Here is a 16,769-nt window from a genome sequence, read left to right as displayed (position 1 = left end):
GGACTCCGCGGGGGGGGGACAAGGGCGAAACAACGGAGGGGGGGGGGGGGGGTGGGTTCTCCCCCCCCCCCCCCCCGCCCCCTTCGCCGTGGGGTCAGGCGCCCATCATGTGCACCCCGCCGTCCACGTGGACGATCTCGCCCGTGGTGCGCGGGAAGAAGTCCGACAGCAGGGCGACCACCCCGCGGGCGGCGGGGTCCGGGTCGGTGAGGTCCCAGCCGGCCGGGGCCCGGTCGGTGGTCCAGACGTCGGCCAGGCCGGCGAAGCCCGGGATGGACTTGGCGGCCATGGAGCGCAGCGGTCCGGCCGCGACCAGGTTGCAGCGGATGCCGCGGCCGCCCAGGTCGCGGGCCAGATAGCGGCTGGTGGACTCCAGGGCGGCCTTGGCCACGCCCATCCAGTCGTAGTGCGGCCAGGCGACGGCCGCGTCGAAGGTGAGTCCGACGACCGAGCCGCCGCGCCGCTCCAGCAGCGGCAGGCAGGCGGTGGTCAGCGACTTCAGGGAGTACGCCGAGACGTGCACGGCCGTCGACACGTCGTCCCAGGTGCCGTCCAGGAAGGAGAAGGCGCCCTGGGGGCCGTAGGCGATGGAGTGCACGACGCCGTCCAGGGAGTCGACGTGTTCGCCGATCCGCTCGGCGAGGCTGTCCAGGTGGCCCTGGTCGGTGACGTCCAGCTCGATCACCGGGGCCGGCTTGGGCAGCCGGGAGGCGAAGCGCTCGATGAGGGTCAGCCGTCCGAAGCCGGTCAGCAGCACCTCGGCGCCCTCCTCCTGGGCGATCCGGGCCGTGTGGAAGGCGATGGAGGCGTCCGTGACGACCCCGGTGACCAGGATCCGCTTGCCGGCGAGGATGCCGCTCATGCCACCGACACCCCCTTCGGCAGCGCGCTCACCAGCGGGGAGTCATGGTCCTGGGGGCCGAGGGAGCTGCCGCCGCCGGGCGCTCCGAGCTTCTCGAAGAAGGCGGCGTTGGAGGAGGCGTGGTCCTCGCCCCACTCCTCGGGCAGGTCGTCCTGGAAGTAGATGGCGTCGACCGGGCACACCGGTTCACAGGCGCCGCAGTCCACGCATTCGTCGGGATGGATGTACAGGGCGCGGCGGCCCTCGTAGATGCAGTCCACGGGGCACTCGTCGATACAGGAACGGTCCTTGATGTCGACGCAGGGCAGTCCGATGACGTAGGCCATGCTCAACTCCTGAGGGAGACGGGGCTGTTCACTTGACCGGGGTGCCGGTGGTGCGCTCGCCGAGCGTCAGCACGGTGACGGCGAGGACGCCCATGCAGGCGGCGATGACGCCGAACAGGGCGCCGGGGCCGTGCGCGTCCAGGACCGGCAGCAGGACGAACGGCAGTGCGGCGGCGCTGAGTTTGGACAGCGAGTAGGCCGCGCCGGAGGCGGTGGCGCGGATCGCGGTGGGGTACTGCTCGGACAGGTAGACGTGCGAGACGCTGGAGAAGACGTTGCTGCACAGCGTGTAGGCGAACCCGCAGGTCACGATCTGGACGGCCGAGCCCGCGTAGGCGAAGCCGAGTCCGGCCGCGACCATCGCGGCCGCCGAGAGGGCGATCAGGGTGCGCCGCTCGACGCGGTCCACGACGGGCAGGGCGAGCGCGGAGCCCACCGGGTAGCCGATGAAGGACAGCGCGGTGAAGCCGAGGCCGGCGACGATGCCGTAGCCCTTGGCCGCGACGATCTGCGGGGCGAGCGTGCCGAAGCCGTAGTAGCCGACGACCGAGAGCACGCAGAACAGCCAGAGCACGAGGGTGCGGCGGAGCATTCCGGGGCCGACCACGTCCCGCAGCCGGGAGGGGGCCGTGACCGGGTCCGGGCCGGCCGGCGCGGGCGGCTCCAGCGGCAGTCCGCGGCCCGCCGCCTCCGCCTCCATCCGCGACACCAGCCGCTCGGCCTGCGCGGTCCGGCCGGTCGCCGCCAGCCAGCGCGGGGACTCGATCAGCTGGCGGCGCAGCACCCAGACGACGGCCGAGCCGAGCGCGCCGAGCACGAACAGCCAGCGCCAGCCGGCCACGCCCAGCGGCGTCAGCGGGACCAGCCACAGCGCGGCGAAGCCCACCGCGGGCACTCCGCAGAAGGCGAGGGTGTAGGCCCAGGCGATGAACCGGCCGCGCTTCTTGGCGGGCAGCACATCGGCCAGGTAGCAGTCGGACAGGGCCTGTTCGGCGCCGATGCCGATCCCGGCGAGGAAGCGGGTGGCGATCAGCCAGCCGGCGTTCGGGGAGAAGGCGCCGAGCAGGGAGAAGACCGAGTAGATGGCGAGGTTGATCAGGAAGGCCCGGCGCCGGCCGAACCGGTCGGCGATCCGGCCGAGCGTCAGGGATCCGATGAACTGGCCGACGAACACGGAGGCCAGGACGAGCTTGAGCGAGGTGGCGCCGAAGCCGAAGTCGCTCTGCAGCACCTTGCCGATGGTGCCCGACAGGTTGTTCTCGAAGGTGTCGAAGAACAGGCCGACGCCGATGACCGCGGTGAGTCTGCGGTGCAGGGGAGTGATCGGCATGCGGTCCAGGCGGACCCCGATCGGGGCGGGAGCGGTGACTCCGCCCGTCGCCGCGGTGGTCTGGGACATGGGGCTGGCTCCTTCGGTACTCCTGGGGACTGTTCGTACGCCGCTCCCGGGAAGGAACCGCCCGGGCCGCCGACGGGCCCGGGCGTGCGGCCCGGGGGCCGGGGTGTGGGGGGTGTGGGTGTGGGGGTGTGGGGGGTCAGCGGGCGGGTGGGGATCGGGCGGGGGACGGGTGGGATCAGGCCGCTTCCATGGCCCGGCGCCTGATCTGCTCCTCCACGTCACCGCGCCGCACCGGCGCGCTGACCTCGTGCAGGTAGGAGGCGACCTCGCGGTACGACGCCCAGAAGCCGACCTCGTGGTACGGCACCCCGCGCTCGGCGCAGTACTCCATGGTCAGCTCCCGGGCACGCCCCAGGTTCTTCTGCGGCATCGCCGGGAACAGGTGGTGCTCGACCTGGTAGTTGAGACCGCCGTAGAGGAAGTCGACCAGCAGGTTGGGGCGGATGTTGCGGGAGGTGAGGACCTGGCGCTCCAGCCAGTCCAGGGTCTCCTCCTCGCCGTCGCGGATCTGCATGCCCTTGTGGTTCGGGGCGAAGATCATCCCGAAGTACACGCCGAGCGCGGCGTGCTGGACCAGGATGAAGGCGACCGCGAGTGCCGGGGACAGGAGGGTGAAGACGAGGGTCAGATAGACGGCGGCGCGCAGCAGGATCAGGAACGTCTCCAGCGCGGGCCGCTTGGTCTTGCCCTGGGCGATCGACAGGACCGCCGTCTTCAGCATCTTGAAGCCCTCGAGGACCAGCAGCACGAAGAACAGCACGCTCTGGTAGCGCACGACGAGCTTCTGGGTGCCCTTGCGGGTCGGGTACTGCTTGATGTCGAAGATGGCGGTGCGCCGGCCGATGTCCGGGTCCATGTCCAGGTGGTTGGGGTTGCTGTGGTGCCGGTTGTGGTGGTTGACCCACCAGCCGTAGCTGACCCCGTTGACCAGGTTGGCGTGGACGTAGCCGACCGCGGAGGCGGCCTTCTTGCTGCGGAACATCGCCTTGTGGCCGGCGTCGTGCCACATGAACGCCGACTGCCCGCCGCACAGCCCCATCCACAGGGCCGTCAGGAGCTGCCACCAGGAGTCGCCCAGCTCGAAGAAGGCTGCGAAGCCGATCAGCAGCAGGGTGGTGTTGAGGGCCAGCCTGCCCACGTAGTACCGCGGGTTCAGGTCGAGGAGGCCCTCGGCCTTGACCCGTTTGAGCAGTTCGGCGAAGGTCGCCGAGGCACCGGTGCGCTGTCCGGCGCCGGCCCCTCCGCCGGTGGCCGGAGCCCCGGCTTCTTGTATGTGCGGACGCTGCATGTGCTGCTCTCCTTGGGAGACGTGCCCGGATCGGGCGGCGGCGCCGCTGCCCCGCGGACCTGCGGGCGCCGCGAGTCGACAAGGCTCCCGCGTGCGGTCACCGTCGCGGGCGGGGTCCGCCCGGCGGACCCGGGCGACGGGAGCACAGTGCGGTGCTTCCGGGCCCGGACCGCCGGGCGAACGTGTGTCCAGCGTTCCGTGGAGCGCTGATGTGACACTGATGCCGTTCTGATCGGGTGTGCGGTGCGCTGTCCATGGCTCGTTCGCCTGCGGCGGCGCGCCCCACGGCTCACGCGCGGCGGCTCAGGCGGCCGCCGCGCCGCGCAGCCGCTCGTCGAGGGCGCGCACGACCGTGTCGGCGGCCTCGGCCACCGCCTCGTCGTCGGGTGCGCCGATGACGGCCATCAGCTGCTCGACCATGGCGTGCTGGAGTTCTTCGGTGGACTGGCTCATGTCGTCCTCTCCTGTCGGTGTCGGAGGGTCAGAAGGCGTTGCAGGCACGGAAGATGTGCGCGAAGCCGGGCAGCGAGGCCTGCGGTCCGTCGAACGCGACGTACTCGGGGATCAGCAGGTCGGGGGCCCACTTGTGCTTGTACGACAGCTGCGTCTGCGCCGGGTACAGGGCGGCGCCCTCGGCCCACAGGGCGTGCATCAGCCACTGGAACGCGGGGCTGTGGCCGTCGAGTTCGTGGCTCGCGTCCAGGCCGGTGAACGGCGTGAACCCGAAGTGCAGCCATGCGACGCCCTCGGCCCGGAACACCTCGATGGCGTGCGCGTTGATGGCCTCCATCAGGCCCGGGGAGCCCTCGGGGATGCGGCGGCTGAGGTCGTGCATCCAGCCGGCCCGGCTGCCGTAGACCGGCGAGTAGGAGATGTACGCCACCGGTGCGCCGTCGATGGTGCCGACGAAGAGCCGGCGGTGGGCCTGGGCCGCGCCGCCGATCTGGCCGACGAGGAACTCCAGTTGCTGGGCGCCGCCCTTGGAGCCGAGCCAGGCGCGGTCGATGGTGGCGATGGCGTCCTGCACGTCGGACGCGTCGGCCTCCTGGATCACGAGGCCGTTGCGCAGGGCGCGGGAGATCTTGTTGCGCAGCTGCATGAACTTGGTGCCGCGCAGGGTGAACTCGGCGAGGCTCACCGCCCAGGAGGCGCCGACCTGGTTGACGGTGAAGCCGAGCCCGGCGTAGCGCTCGGCGTCGGCGCGCTGGAGCTGGACGCCGACCAGGGTGAGGCCCTCGTCGCGGACATGGCTGCGGAAGGCGTCGAGGAGGGTGCCGTAGTCCTGCTCGGCGGCGAAGGGACCGCCGAACTGCACGGCGTAGCGGCCGGTGCGGCGGTAGACGATGACACCGTCCGCGCCCGGGACGGTGAACGTACTGTTTCCGCTGTTGAGCGTCAGGAACGAACTCGGGTTCTCGCTTGCCGTATGCGTGCGTACGGCGTCGAGAACCTGGCTGTCCGTGACGGTTTCGGTGGTGGTCGCGGTCATTTGCGTACCCCTTTCGGGAGCGTTTCCCATCGAAGGGAGTACAGCACCGAGTGGACGTCCGGGAAAAGGGCCGAAAGAAATTCATTGCCTGCGTCAGAAGCGTGTCAGCATTCCGTCAGCGGACGCTGCCACTGTGGTTCCCGTGAACGGCACGGAAAACCCGGAGCCGGGATCGGGGAGAGGTGCCCGGAGTGGCTGATCGGGGACCATGAGCGCGCCTCAAGGTCGGGCCGGCAACGGCCTGCGCAGGTTCAAATCCTGCCCTCTCCGCCACCGGCGGCATCACGGCCGGAGCACTGTCGGACCGGAATTCCGTGCGCGGTGATCCTGTATTCACCGGCCCACCGCACGGAATGCACCATCCCACACCGGTACTGCGCCGAACGCGGCACAGGACCGGATTCCCAGGAACCGCCGGCCGCCCCCCGTCCCGGCGGAGCAACCGCCCCGGCGGGCCGTTGAGGAGTAGAGGCCCGCCGGGGCGCGGCGCGTTCGGTCACCTTTCTTTCACCGCAGCGCAACCCCAGAAAGAAACATCTCACCAAGGAACGGCCACCAAGGGGGGAATACATGCTGAGGTTCAGCATTCTCGGGGCACTTCAGATACACACCGGGGCCGGCCCGGCGGACATCTCCGGCGATCTGCAGCGCACCCTGGTGCAGACGCTGCTGGTCAGCGAGGGACAGCCGGTGTCCGGGGAGAGCCTGGCCGAGGAGATGTGGGGGGACGCCGTCCCCGACCGCCAGGCCAACGCGCTCCAGGCCCACGTCAGCCGATTACGCCGCCGGCTGCGCGAGCTGGAGCCGGAGCGGCCGGCCTCCCGGCTGACCATCCACCCCTCCGGCTACCGGCTCGGTGTGGGCGAGGGCGAGCTGGACGCGGCCGAGTTCATCCGGGCGGTGCGGCTCGCCGAGTCCGCCGGCCCCGATGACGCGGCCCGTACCGCGGGGCTGCTGCGCGGGGCGCTCGCGATGTGGCGCGGTCCGGTCTTCGGCGGGTTCGCGGCCAGCACCCTGTGCCAGCTGGCGGGTGCCCGCTTCGAGGAGTACCGGATGCGGGCCATGGAGCTGCGCTTCGACGCCGAACTGCGGCTCGGCCGGCACGCCCCGGTCCTCGCCGAGCTGGCCGAGGCACACACCAACCACCCTCTGCGGGAACGGTTCTGCGAGCAGCTGATGATCGCCCTGTACTGCTCCGGACGGCAGGCCGACGCCCTCGACGTGTTCCGCCGGATGCGCCGCCACCTCGACGAGGAGCTGGGCATCCAGCCCTCCCCGGCCCTGCGCCGGATCGAGAGCGCGATCCTCTCCCACGACCCGGCGCTCACCGGCGACCTCCGCCTCCAGCCCGTCTGACGGGCGGCGGGGCCGGTCCGCGTAAGCGGTCCGTCAGTCCCCGGTCAGCCCGCCCTGGCACGCTCGACGGGCCAGTGGAAGCCGGCAGGCCGGTGCCACCCGACGGATCGGAGCCGGCCCCGGCCCCAGGAGGCCGCACGAGCACGAGCCGGACCCCGGCGCACGCACCGGGGCCGTCGCCCGCCCCTACCGTCGCGGCGGTCGCCGCGCTCCGGACGCGCGGCCCGCGCCCGCTCGGCAATTGACGTTCCGCCACTTCACCCAGTCAGGGGGAGACATGAGGTCCCGCGTCGAGGAACTGGCCGGCATACGCGAACACGTACTCGCCGGTCCGAGCGCCAAGGCAACCGCCGCCCAGCAGGCCAAGGGCAAGCTCACCGTGCGCGAACGGATCGGACTGCTCCTCGACGAGGGCTCGTTCCACGAGGTCGAGCCGCTCAGACGGCACCGGGCGACCGGGTTCGGCCTGGAGGCGAAGAAACCGTACACCGACGGTGTGGTCACCGGCTGGGGCACGGTGGAGGGGCGGACCGTCTTCGTCTACGCCCATGACTTCCGGATCTTCGGCGGCGCCCTCGGCGAGGCCCATGCGACCAAGATCCACAAGATCATGGACATGGCCATCGCGGCGGGTGCGCCCCTGGTCTCCCTGAACGACGGCGCCGGCGCCCGCATCCAGGAGGGCGTCACCGCCCTCGCGGGCTACGGCGGCATCTTCCGGCGCAACACGGCCGCGTCCGGGGTCATCCCGCAGATCAGCGTGATGCTCGGCCCGTGCGCCGGCGGCGCCGCCTACAGTCCCGCGCTGACCGACTTCGTCTTCATGGTCCGTGAGACGTCCCAGATGTTCATCACCGGCCCGGACGTGGTCAAGGCCGTGACGGGCGAGGAGATCACCCAGAACGGCCTCGGCGGCGCCGACGTGCACGCCGAGACCTCGGGCGTGTGCCACTTCGCCTACGACGACGAGGAGACCTGCCTGGAGGAGGTCCGCTACCTGCTGTCCCTCCTCCCCCGCAACAACCGCGAGAACCCGCCCGCGGTGCCCTGCGACGACCCGGCCGACCGGCGCTGCGAGGCGCTGGCCGACCTGGTGCCGGTGGACGGCAACCGGCCCTACGACATGGCCCGGGTGATCGAGGAGATCGTCGACGACGGCGAGTACCTGGAGGTGCACCAGCGCTGGGCGCGCAACATCATCTGCGCGCTGGCCCGCCTGGACGGCCAGGTCGTCGGCATCGTCGCCAACCAGCCGCAGGCCCTGGCCGGCGTCCTGGACATCGAGGCGTCGGAGAAGGCGGCCCGCTTCGTCCAGATGTGCGACGCGTTCAGCATCCCGATCGTCACCCTGCTCGACGTCCCCGGCTTCCTGCCGGGCGTCGGCCAGGAGCACGGCGGCATCATCCGGCACGGCGCGAAACTGCTCTATGCCTACTGCGACGCGACCGTGCCCCGGATCTCCCTGATCCTGCGCAAGGCCTACGGCGGCGCCTACATCGTCATGGACTCCCAGTCGATCGGCGCCGACCTGACCTACGCCTGGCCCACCAACGAGATCGCGGTGATGGGCGCGGAGGGCGCCGCGAACGTCATCTTCCGCCGCCAGATCGCCGAGGCCGACGACCCGGAGGCCACGCGGGCGGAGCTGGTCAAGGAGTACAAGGCCGAGCTGATGCACCCGTACTACGCAGCCGAGCGCGGTCTGGTGGACGACGTCATCGACCCGGCCGAGACCCGGTCCGCCCTCATCGCCGCACTGGCGATGCTCCGCTCCAAGCACGCCGAGCGCCCCGCCCGCAAGCACGGCAATCCCCCTCAGTGAAGGAGATCCCCCATGTCCCCCACGTCTCCCGCACCCCTGGCTCCCCCCATCCGCGTCGAGAAGGGCGAGGCCACGGACGAGGAGCTGGCCGCGATCGCGGTGCTGCTGCTCAGCCGCAGCGCCCTGGCCGGGGCCGGCACCGAGGCCACGTCCCCCGGCACCACCTCGTGGCGCCCGCACGCCTTCCACGCGCCGCACAGCTGGCAGCACTCCTGACGGATCACGTCCGCACGCCGGGTGCCCCGGCACGCACCGGTGTGCCGGGGCACCCGGCGTGCGGACGGCTCACTGCCCGGTGAGCTTGACGTCCTGGTCCTTGACGGCGTGGAAGACCGGCAGCACCAGAATGCCGCCGGGGTGCAGTTCCGTGACCGTGGCCTGCACATGGGCCTTTCCGGCCTTGATCGGGTTCGGCGTGATCCTGCCGGAGTTCTCCCAGCGGTGCTCGACGCCGTCGCACTCGGCGATGGTGCCTCCGATGCCGTTCCGGACGTGCGGGTCGTCCTGGCCGATGGAGGAGCTGACGAAGGCCGGACCGGTGGCCCCGGTGCAGCGGTAGGTGCCGGACAGGGTGATGGTGCCGTCCGGGGCGATACGGCCGCCCGGGTCGACGGTCACGGTCTCGGACGGGTCGGCGCCGGCCGGGCCGACGGCGGTGCCCAGCAGGGCTGCTGCGCCGAACACGGCGGCGAGAGCGGGGCGTACGGGCAAGGGATGCCTCCCGGATCCGTGGGGTGGGGCCTCCACTGGTACCGGGTGGCCGCGCCGCCGGACGTGACCGTCACTCCTTCGGTGGCGCGTCATGGAACCGTCCGGGAGTTGTCCGCGTGTTGTCACGCTTCACCGCGGGCGGTTCCGGGCCGTTCACGACAGGAGGATGGTCTGGGTGTACCGGGCGGCGGTCTCATCCGCCGGCCCCCTCACATCCGATGTGGAGGTGCGCCATGTGCTCCTGCCGAACCTCGTGCGCCGCGTCAGACGCCGGTACCCCGCACCCCGTGGCCGCCCACCCGGAGCAGGGCTGGACCCTGCTGTGCGACGGCTCGATCCTCTTCGACGACACCGGGGAGCTCCACCCCGACGGCAGCGTGGTCCCGCCCCACCGGGTCACGTCCGGGCGACTCGCCGTGGCGGCGTGAGCACCTAGGGCAGCACGGCGAAGCCGTCCAGCTCCACCAGTGCCTGTTCGTCCCACAGGCGTACGACCTCCACGACCGCCATCGCCGGATAGTCCCGTCCGGCCAGCTGCTGCCAGATGCGGCCCAGCCGACGGACATGGGTGCGGTAGTCGGCGACGTCGGTGGCGTAGACGGTGACGCGGGCGAGGTCGGCGGGGGTGCCGCCGGCCGCGCGCAGGGCGGTGAGCAGATTGGTGAGCGCCTTCTCGAACTGCTCGGGCAGGGTGGTCCCGGTGACCTTGCCGTCGGTGTCGAGGGCGGTCTGGCCGGCCAGGAAGACCACCCGGGAGCCGGCCGCGACGACGGCGTGCGAGAAGCCCGTGGGCGGTGACAGCTCCGGCGGGTTGATGCGCTCGGCCGTCACCGGGCCTCCCCGTTGCGTGTCATGGCGTACAACTCCTTGGCGATGATGCCCCGCTGGACCTCGCTCGCACCCTCGTAGATCCGTGGGGCGCGGACCTCGCGATAGAGGTGTTCGAGAAGGTGTCCGCGGCGCAGGGCGCGGGCACCGTGCAGCTGGACGGCGGCGTCGACGACGTACTGCGCGGTCTCGGTGGCGAGCAGCTTGGCCATCGCGGCCCGCCCGGGGACACCGGGGGCCCCGTCGTCGTAGGCCGTCGCCGCCGCGTACACCATCAGGCGGGCCGCCTCCGTGCGCAGGGCCATCTCGGCGACCTGGTGGGCCACGGTCTGCAGGTCCATCAGCTTGCCGCCGAAGGCGTCCCGCCCGCGGGTGTGCTCCAGGGTGGCGTCGAGCGCCGCCTGGGCCATGCCGACCGCGAAGGCCCCGACGCTGGGCCGGAACAGGTTCAGCGTGCCCATGGCGACGGCGAAGCCGCGGTCGGTCTCGCCGAGCACGTCGTCCGCGGTGACGGGTACGGCGTCGAGGTCGAGGGCGCCGATGGGGTGCGGCGAGATCATCTCCAGTGCGGAGCCCGTGAGTCCGGGCCGGTCGGCGGGGACGAGGAAGGCGGTCACCCCGCGGGCTCCGGCGCCGGGTGTGGTGCGCGCGAAGACGGTGTAGAAGTCGGCCTCGGGGGCGTTGGAGATCCAGCACTTGGCGCCGGTGAGCCGCCAGCCGCCGGTGCCGTCCGGCTCGGCGGCGAGCGCGAGGGCCGCCGCGTCCGAGCCCGCGCCCGGCTCGCTCAGCGCGAACGCGGCCACCGCGCTGCCGTCGGCCACCCGGGACAGCCAGCGCTCGCGCTGGGCGGCGGTGCCGTGCGCGTGCACCGGGTGGGCGCCCAGGCCCTGAAGCGCGAGCGCGGTCTCGGCCTCGGTGCACGCCCGGGCCAGGGACTCCCGCATCAGGCACAGCTCCAGGGCGCCGGAGGTGAACAGCCGGGCGAGCAGTCCGAGGTGGCCGAGTTCGGCGAGGAGCGGCCGGTTGACGCGGCCCGGCTCCCCCTTGTCGGCGAGCGGGCGCAGCCGTTCGGCGGCCATCGAGCGCAGCTCGGCACACCAGGCGCTCTGCTCGGGTGCGAGTGAGAATGCGGTCATCTGCCGGTCCTCCCTCCGGGCGGATCGCGGCGACCCGTCCCCGTCACCCCCCGAGGCTATCGCGCACAGTTGACTGCCGTCACCAACACGATACGCTCGACGGGCGAGCCCACCAGGACGCCCGAGCCCATCTGGACGCCCGTCTCGACGCTTGTCACGGCTAGGGGGCGAACCGCCATGCACGTCTCGGCCCACGTCGACACCTTCGCGCGCGACCACCTCCCCCCGCCCGAGGAATGGCCGGAACTCTGCTTCGACCTGCCGGAGCTGAACTACCCCGAACGGCTCAACTGCGCCGTCGAGCTCCTCGGCCGCACCGACCCCGCCCGCCCGGTCTTCCACACCCCGGCCGGCCCCACCTGGACCTACGGCGAGCTGCGCGCCCGCGTCGACCGCATCGCCCACGTCCTCACCGGCGACCTGGGCGTCGTACCCGGCAACCGGGTCCTGCTGCGCGGCCCCACCACCCCCTGGCTCGCCGCGTGCTGGCTGGCCGTGCTGAAGGCGGGCGCGGTCGCGGTCACGGTGCTGGCCCAGCAGCGCCCGCAGGAGCTGGCCACGGTGTGCCGGATCGCCCGGGTCCGGCACGCGCTGTGCGACGTCCGGGCCGTGGACGACCTGGCGAAGGCCGGCACACCCGGGCTGCGCATCATGACCTACGGCGGTGACACCCCCGACGACCTGCTGTGCCGCCCGGCGCCCGGCACCCCGTTCCCGGCGGTGGACACCGCCGCCGACGACATCGCCCTGATCGCGTTCACCTCCGGCACCACGGGCCGCCCCAAGGGCTGCATGCACTTCCACCGGGACGTGCTGGCCATAGCCGACACTTTCTCCGGACATGTGCTGCGCCCCCGCGCGGACGACGTCTTCACCGGCAGTCCCCCGCTCGGCTTCACCTTCGGCCTCGGCGGGCTGGTGGTCTTCCCGATGCGGGCCGGCGCCAGCTCCCTGCTCCTGGAGCACGCCGGCCCCCGGCAGCTGCTGCCCGCGATGGCCGAGCACCGCGTCTCGGTGCTGTTCACGGCGCCGACCGCCTACCGGGCGATGCTCGACGAGCTGAACGGGTACGACATCTCCTCGCTGCGGCGCTGCGTGTCGGCCGGCGAGAACCTGCCCGCGGCCACCTGGCGGGCCTGGCACGAGCGCACCGGCGTACGGATCATCAACGGCATCGGCGCCACCGAGCTGCTGCACATCTTCATCTCCGCGGCCGACGAGCGGATCAGGCCCGGCACGACGGGCGTCCCGGTGCCGGGCTGGCAGGCGCGGGTGCAGGACGCGACCGGCAAGGAGGTGCCCGACGGCGAGCCGGGCCTGCTGGCGGTGCGCGGCCCGGTCGGCTGCCGGTACCTTTCCGACCCGCGGCAGCGGGAGTACGTGCGCGGCGGCTGGAACGTCACCGGCGACACCTACGTCCGCGAGAGCGACGGCTACTTCCGCTATGTGGCCCGCGCCGACGACATGATCATCTCGTCCGGGTACAACATCGCCGGAACGGAGGTCGAGGACGCGTTGCTGCGCCACCCGGACGTGGCGGAGGCAGCGGTGGTCGGGCGGCCCGACGAGGCGCGCGGCCAGGTGGTGGTGGCGTACACGGTGCTGCGGGACGGCGCCCGGCGCGACCTGGACGCCCTGCGCGCCTTCCTCACCGGCGAACTGGCGCCCTACAAGTGCCCGCGCGAGTTCGTCTTCCTCGACGCACTGCCCCGCACGGCCACCGGCAAGCTGCAGCGGTTCCGGCTGCGCACCGAAGGTGACCGGCAGTGATGCCGACGACCTAAAATGATCAACGTGTCCGAGCAGCACGCCCCCAGGTCCCTCATCGTCACGCTCTACGGCGCGTACGGCCGCTTCCTGCCCGGCCCGGTGCCCGTCGCCGAGCTGATCCGGCTCCTTGCCGCGGTCGGGGTGGACGCGCCGTCCGTGCGCTCCTCGGTGTCCCGGCTCAAACGCCGCGGCCTGCTGCTGCCGGCCCGTACGGACAGCGGTGCGGCGGGCTACGGGCTCTCCCCCGAGGCACGCCAGTTGCTGGACGACGGCGACCGCCGCATCTACGCGACGGCACCCCCCGAGGACGAGGGCTGGGTCCTGGCGGTCTTCTCCGTCCCCGAGTCGGAGCGGCAGAAGCGGCACGTGCTGCGCTCCCGGCTGGCCGGCCTGGGCTTCGGCACGGCGGCGCCCGGGGTGTGGATCGCCCCGGCCCGCCTGTACGAGGAGACCCGCCACACCCTGCGCCGTCTGCGGCTCGATCCCTACGTCGACCTCTTCCGCGGCGAGCACCTCGGCTTCGCCGCCACCCCCGAGGCCGTCGCCCGCTGGTGGGACCTGACCGCGATCGCCAAGGAACACGAGCGCTTCCTGGACGTGCACGCGCCCGTCCTGCACGCGTGGGAGTGCCGCGCGGACACCCCGCCCGAGGAGGCCTACCGCGACTACCTCCTCGCCCTGGACTCCTGGCGCCACCTCCCCTACACCGACCCCGGCCTCCCCACCCCCCTGCTCCCCGCCGACTGGCCGGGCGTCCGCTCGGCGCAGGTGTTCCGGGCACTGCACGGGCGTCTGCGGGACGCGGGGGCGGGATTCGCGGCGGTGTGAGGGGGTCCGGGGTCCGGGACGGTCACACGCAGTAGGAGCAGTACAGCCGCGCACCGGCCGCCCTGGCCCGGCGGGCCATGGCGACGAACGTGCTGACGCGGTCCTCGGCGTCCAGGTAGTCGGCGAAGCGGACCTCCTCGATGTCGAGCCACTGGAGCGCGAGCATGGGCACCGCGTCGTCGACGACCCCGGCGAGCGTCTCCAGCCAGCTCTCGGGCAGCTCCTCCAGGACGAGGCCGCTGTCCCAGGGGGACGTGGTACCGGGCGGCGCCTGCCGGCCGTAGGGCCACTCCGCCGGGTCGGGCCAGACCAGTTCCGGGTCCACGACGCTGCCGAACGGTATGCCCGCGGCGAAGGAGACCAGTTTGCCCAGCGCGATGTTCGGGTCCAGGCGCTTCACCTCCAGGCGGTCCGCGCACATCGCGCCCAGCGACCCTCCGTGCAGCCAGTCGCCGTCCGGTCCGATGGCCCATTCGACCGCCGTGGCCCGGTCGGCCGCCCAGAAGTAGTCGTACACCACGCTCATGGTCTCTCCGTCGTCTCGCCGTCTCGCACGCGAGTACAGCAGACGGCTCTCAGCCGCCGAGCGTCAGGCGGGGTTTGGGGGCGTCGGTGCGGCCGGTCTGCGGGGGTCTGCTGCCCGCCCGGTAGGGCGCGGGCCAGGCGACTCCGGGGCCCGTGTAGCCCTGCTCGGCCGCCGCGTGCAGGGTCCAGTGCGGGTCGTACAGGTGCGGTCGGGCGAGGGCGCACAGGTCCGTACGCCCGGCCAGGATCAGGGAGTTCACATCGTCCCAGGAGGAGATCGCGCCGACCGCGATCACCGGGATGCGGGCCGAGTTCCGGATCCGGTCGGCGAACGGCGTCTGGTACGACCGCCCGTACTCGGGCCGTTCCTCGGCCACCACCTGCCCGGTGGACACATCGATGGCGTCGGCGCCGTGCGCGGCGAAGGCCCGGGCGATCTCCACCGCGTCCTCGGCGGTGGTGCCGCCCTCGGCCCAGTCGGTGGCGGAGATCCGGACGGTCATGGGCCGCTCGCCCGGCCACACCCCGCGGACGGCGTCGAAGACCTCCAGCGGGAACCGGAGCCGCTTCTCCAGCGAGCCGCCGTAGGCGTCGGTGCGCCGGTTGGTGAGCGGGGAGAGGAATCCGGACAGCAGATAGCCGTGGGCGCAGTGCAGTTCGAGCAGGTCGAAGCCGGCCCGGGCGGCCCGCCAGGCGGCTGCCGCGAACTGCTCGCGGATGTCGGTGAGCTGGGCGCGGGAGAGCTGGCGCGGGATCTGGCCGCCCGGCCTGTACGGCAGCGGGGAGGCGGCCACCAGCGGCCAGTTGCCGTCGGGCAGCGGCTCGTCCATGCCCTCCCACATCAGCCTGGTGGAGCCCTTGCGGCCGGAGTGCCCGAGCTGCACGCCGATCGCCGTACCGGGCGCCTGGGCGTGCACGAAGTCGGTGATCCGCCGCCAGGCCTCGCCCTGGCGTCCGGTGTAGAGGCCGGCGCAGCCGGGGGTGATCCGACCCTGTTCGCTCACGCACACCATCTCGGTCATCACCAGTCCCGCCCCGCCGAGGGCACGGGAGCCGAGGTGGACGAGGTGGAAGTCGCCGGGAACTCCGTCCACGGCCGAGTACATGTCCATCGGCGACACGACGACCCGGTTGCGCAGGGTCAGTCCGCGCAACCGGAACGGCGTGAACATCGGCGGCGTACCGGGCGGGCAGCCGAACTCGCGCTCGACGGCCTCCGTGAAGCGGGCGTCGCGCAGCCGCAGGTTGTCGTGGGTGACGCGGCGGCTGCGGGTGAGCAGGTTGAAGGCGAACTGGCGCGGCGGCTGGTCGAGGCGCAGGCGGAGGTCCTCGAACCATTCGAGGCTCGCCCGGGCGGCCCGCTGGGTGGAGGCGACGACGGGTCTGCGCTCCTCCTCGTAGGCGGCCAGCGCCGCGGGGACGTCGGGCTGCTCCTCCAGACACGCCGCGAGCGCGAGCGCGTCCTCCACGGCGAGTTTGGTTCCGGAGCCGATGGAGAAGTGGGCGGTGTGGGCGGCGTCGCCGAGGAGGACGACGTTGCCGTGCGACCAGCGGTCGTTGACCACCGTACGGAAGGTGGTCCAGGTGGAGTTGTTGGAGCGCAGGGCGCGTCCGCCGAGGGCGTCGGCGAAGATCTTGGCGCAGCGCTCCACGGACTCGGCCTCGTCCATGTCGGCGAAGCCGGCCGCCCGCCACACCTCCTCGCGCATCTCGACGATGACGGTGGAGGCGTCGGCCGCGTACGGATAGCCGTGCAGCTGCATCACGCCGTGCTCGGTCTCGGCGATCTCGAAGCGGAAGGCGTCGAAGGGGAAGTCGGCGGCGAGCCAGATGTAGCGGCAGCGGTGTGCGGTCACCCGGGGTCGGAACACCTGGGCGTAGGTCTCGCGGGTGGTGCTGTTGACTCCGTCCGCGGCGACGAGGAGGTCGTGGGTCGCCGCGAGGTGGCCGGGGTCCGGTGCCGCGGTGCGGAAGCGCAGCTGCACGCCGAGGGTGCGGCAGCGGTCGTGCAGGATCTCCAGGAGCCGGCGTCTGCCGAGGGCCGCGAAACCGTGTCCGCCGGAGCGCTGGCGTACACCGCGGTGCACGATGTCGATGTCGTCCCAGCGGGTGAAGTCCTCCTGCAGGGCGGCGTAGACGACGGGGTCGGCGTGTTCGATGCCGCCGAGGGTCTCGTCCGAGAGGACCACTCCGAAGCCGAAGGTCTCGTCCGGCGCGTTGCGTTCCCACACGGTGACTTCGCGGGCCGGGTCGAGCCGTTTCAGCAACGCTGCCGCGTACAGGCCGCCGGGACCTCCGCCGATGACGGCGATGCGCTGGGGGTGGCCGGTCGTCGTCGGCTGCGGGTCGGTCGTGGCTTGTCGCGCCCCGCGGCGCGGCGGCGTGCCGGCAGGGCCCCGTGCCCCTTTGTCGCTCGGGTCGGCTGCCAT

At 72.4% G+C, this 16,769-nt stretch carries 17 protein-coding genes and 1 pseudogene; 7 read left to right on the top strand and 11 right to left on the bottom strand.

The genetic code is table 11. The annotated features are described in order from the left end of the window. Window positions 1-94: 94 nt before the first annotated feature. The 6 genes from fabI to ACZ7P3_RS33135 all read right to left on the bottom strand — a co-directional run bounded on the left by fabI (window position 95) and on the right by ACZ7P3_RS33135 (window position 5,364). Complete coding sequence (fabI, locus tag ACZ7P3_RS33160; RefSeq protein WP_472087322.1) at window positions 95-862, bottom strand: enoyl-ACP reductase FabI; 768 nt, start codon at window positions 860-862, stop codon at window positions 95-97. Beyond that, window positions 859-1,188, bottom strand: coding sequence for a ferredoxin (gene fdxA, locus ACZ7P3_RS33155; protein WP_472087321.1), 330 nt, complete (start codon window positions 1,186-1,188; stop codon window positions 859-861). Before fdxA ends, fabI begins: the two co-directional genes overlap by 4 nt. Before the next feature lie 28 nt (window positions 1,189-1,216). Beyond that, window positions 1,217-2,587, bottom strand: a complete 1,371-nt coding sequence (locus tag ACZ7P3_RS33150; RefSeq protein WP_472087320.1) for an MFS transporter — start codon at window positions 2,585-2,587, stop codon at window positions 1,217-1,219. A gap of 175 nt (window positions 2,588-2,762) precedes the next feature. Next, the gene (locus tag ACZ7P3_RS33145; protein ID WP_472087319.1) at window positions 2,763-3,875 is read right to left on the bottom strand and encodes a fatty acid desaturase family protein; all 1,113 of its coding nucleotides are present in this window, start codon (window positions 3,873-3,875) and stop codon (window positions 2,763-2,765) included. 303 nt (window positions 3,876-4,178) lie between these two features. Continuing rightward, window positions 4,179-4,328, bottom strand: coding sequence for a hypothetical protein (locus ACZ7P3_RS33140; protein ID WP_472087318.1), 150 nt, complete (start codon window positions 4,326-4,328; stop codon window positions 4,179-4,181). 28 nt (window positions 4,329-4,356) lie between these two features. Beyond that, window positions 4,357-5,364 (bottom strand): DUF2156 domain-containing protein, encoded by a 1,008-nt coding sequence (locus ACZ7P3_RS33135; RefSeq protein WP_472087317.1) that lies wholly within the window; start codon window positions 5,362-5,364, stop codon window positions 4,357-4,359. Window positions 5,365-5,540: 176 nt separating this feature from the next. On the opposite strand from ACZ7P3_RS33135, the pseudogene ACZ7P3_RS33130 reads away from it, so the two are divergent. The 4 genes and pseudogenes from ACZ7P3_RS33130 (at window position 5,541) to ACZ7P3_RS33115 (ending at window position 8,758) form a co-directional block, all read left to right on the top strand. Then, window positions 5,541-5,637 (top strand): annotated as a pseudogene (locus tag ACZ7P3_RS33130). A 297-nt stretch (window positions 5,638-5,934) separates the two neighbouring features. Beyond that, window positions 5,935-6,720 carry an AfsR/SARP family transcriptional regulator gene (locus ACZ7P3_RS33125; protein WP_472087315.1) on the top strand — a complete coding sequence of 262 codons (786 nt, stop codon included), beginning with the start codon at window positions 5,935-5,937 and terminating at the stop codon, window positions 6,718-6,720. A 277-nt stretch (window positions 6,721-6,997) separates the two neighbouring features. Continuing rightward, window positions 6,998-8,542, top strand: a complete 1,545-nt coding sequence (locus ACZ7P3_RS33120; protein WP_472087313.1) for an acyl-CoA carboxylase subunit beta — start codon at window positions 6,998-7,000, stop codon at window positions 8,540-8,542. A gap of 12 nt (window positions 8,543-8,554) precedes the next feature. Then, entirely contained in the window at window positions 8,555-8,758 is a 204-nt protein-coding gene (locus ACZ7P3_RS33115) for an acyl-CoA carboxylase subunit epsilon (protein ID WP_472087312.1), read from the top strand. A gap of 69 nt (window positions 8,759-8,827) precedes the next feature. Here the strand turns inward: ACZ7P3_RS33115 and ACZ7P3_RS33110 are convergent, their stop codons facing one another. Further along, a complete protein-coding gene (locus ACZ7P3_RS33110; RefSeq protein ID WP_472087310.1) occupies window positions 8,828-9,253 on the bottom strand; it encodes a DUF6299 family protein in 426 nt (141 codons plus the stop codon). 233 nt (window positions 9,254-9,486) lie between these two features. On the opposite strand from ACZ7P3_RS33110, the gene ACZ7P3_RS33105 reads away from it, so the two are divergent. Next, on the top strand, window positions 9,487-9,681 hold the full coding sequence (locus ACZ7P3_RS33105) for a DUF5999 family protein (RefSeq protein WP_472087308.1): 195 nt from the start codon (window positions 9,487-9,489) through the stop codon (window positions 9,679-9,681). Window positions 9,682-9,685: 4 nt separating this feature from the next. On the opposite strand, the gene ACZ7P3_RS33100 is transcribed toward ACZ7P3_RS33105, so the two are convergent. Further along, a complete protein-coding gene (locus tag ACZ7P3_RS33100) occupies window positions 9,686-10,084 on the bottom strand; it encodes a RidA family protein (protein ID WP_472087306.1) in 399 nt (132 codons plus the stop codon). Then, the gene (locus ACZ7P3_RS33095; protein ID WP_472087304.1) at window positions 10,081-11,217 is read right to left on the bottom strand and encodes an acyl-CoA dehydrogenase family protein; all 1,137 of its coding nucleotides are present in this window, start codon (window positions 11,215-11,217) and stop codon (window positions 10,081-10,083) included. The genes ACZ7P3_RS33100 and ACZ7P3_RS33095 overlap by 4 nt, the downstream gene beginning before the upstream one ends. A 177-nt stretch (window positions 11,218-11,394) precedes the next feature. Between ACZ7P3_RS33095 and ACZ7P3_RS33090 the strand changes: the two genes are divergently transcribed. Both ACZ7P3_RS33090 and ACZ7P3_RS33085 read left to right on the top strand, forming a co-directional pair. Further along, the gene (locus ACZ7P3_RS33090; protein ID WP_472087302.1) at window positions 11,395-12,987 is read left to right on the top strand and encodes an AMP-binding protein; all 1,593 of its coding nucleotides are present in this window, start codon (window positions 11,395-11,397) and stop codon (window positions 12,985-12,987) included. A gap of 15 nt (window positions 12,988-13,002) precedes the next feature. After that, window positions 13,003-13,815 carry a PaaX family transcriptional regulator gene (locus ACZ7P3_RS33085; RefSeq protein WP_472087300.1) on the top strand — a complete coding sequence of 271 codons (813 nt, stop codon included), beginning with the start codon at window positions 13,003-13,005 and terminating at the stop codon, window positions 13,813-13,815. 22 nt (window positions 13,816-13,837) lie between these two features. Here the strand turns inward: ACZ7P3_RS33085 and ACZ7P3_RS33080 are convergent, their stop codons facing one another. Beyond that, a complete protein-coding gene (locus ACZ7P3_RS33080) occupies window positions 13,838-14,341 on the bottom strand; it encodes a hypothetical protein (protein WP_472087299.1) in 504 nt (167 codons plus the stop codon). A gap of 49 nt (window positions 14,342-14,390) precedes the next feature. Continuing rightward, a complete protein-coding gene (locus ACZ7P3_RS33075) occupies window positions 14,391-16,769 on the bottom strand; it encodes a bifunctional salicylyl-CoA 5-hydroxylase/oxidoreductase (RefSeq protein WP_472087297.1) in 2,379 nt (792 codons plus the stop codon).

This window comes from Streptomyces sp. NPDC107581, assembly GCF_055657175.1.
This window is presented reverse-complemented; position numbering and strand designations above follow the sequence as displayed.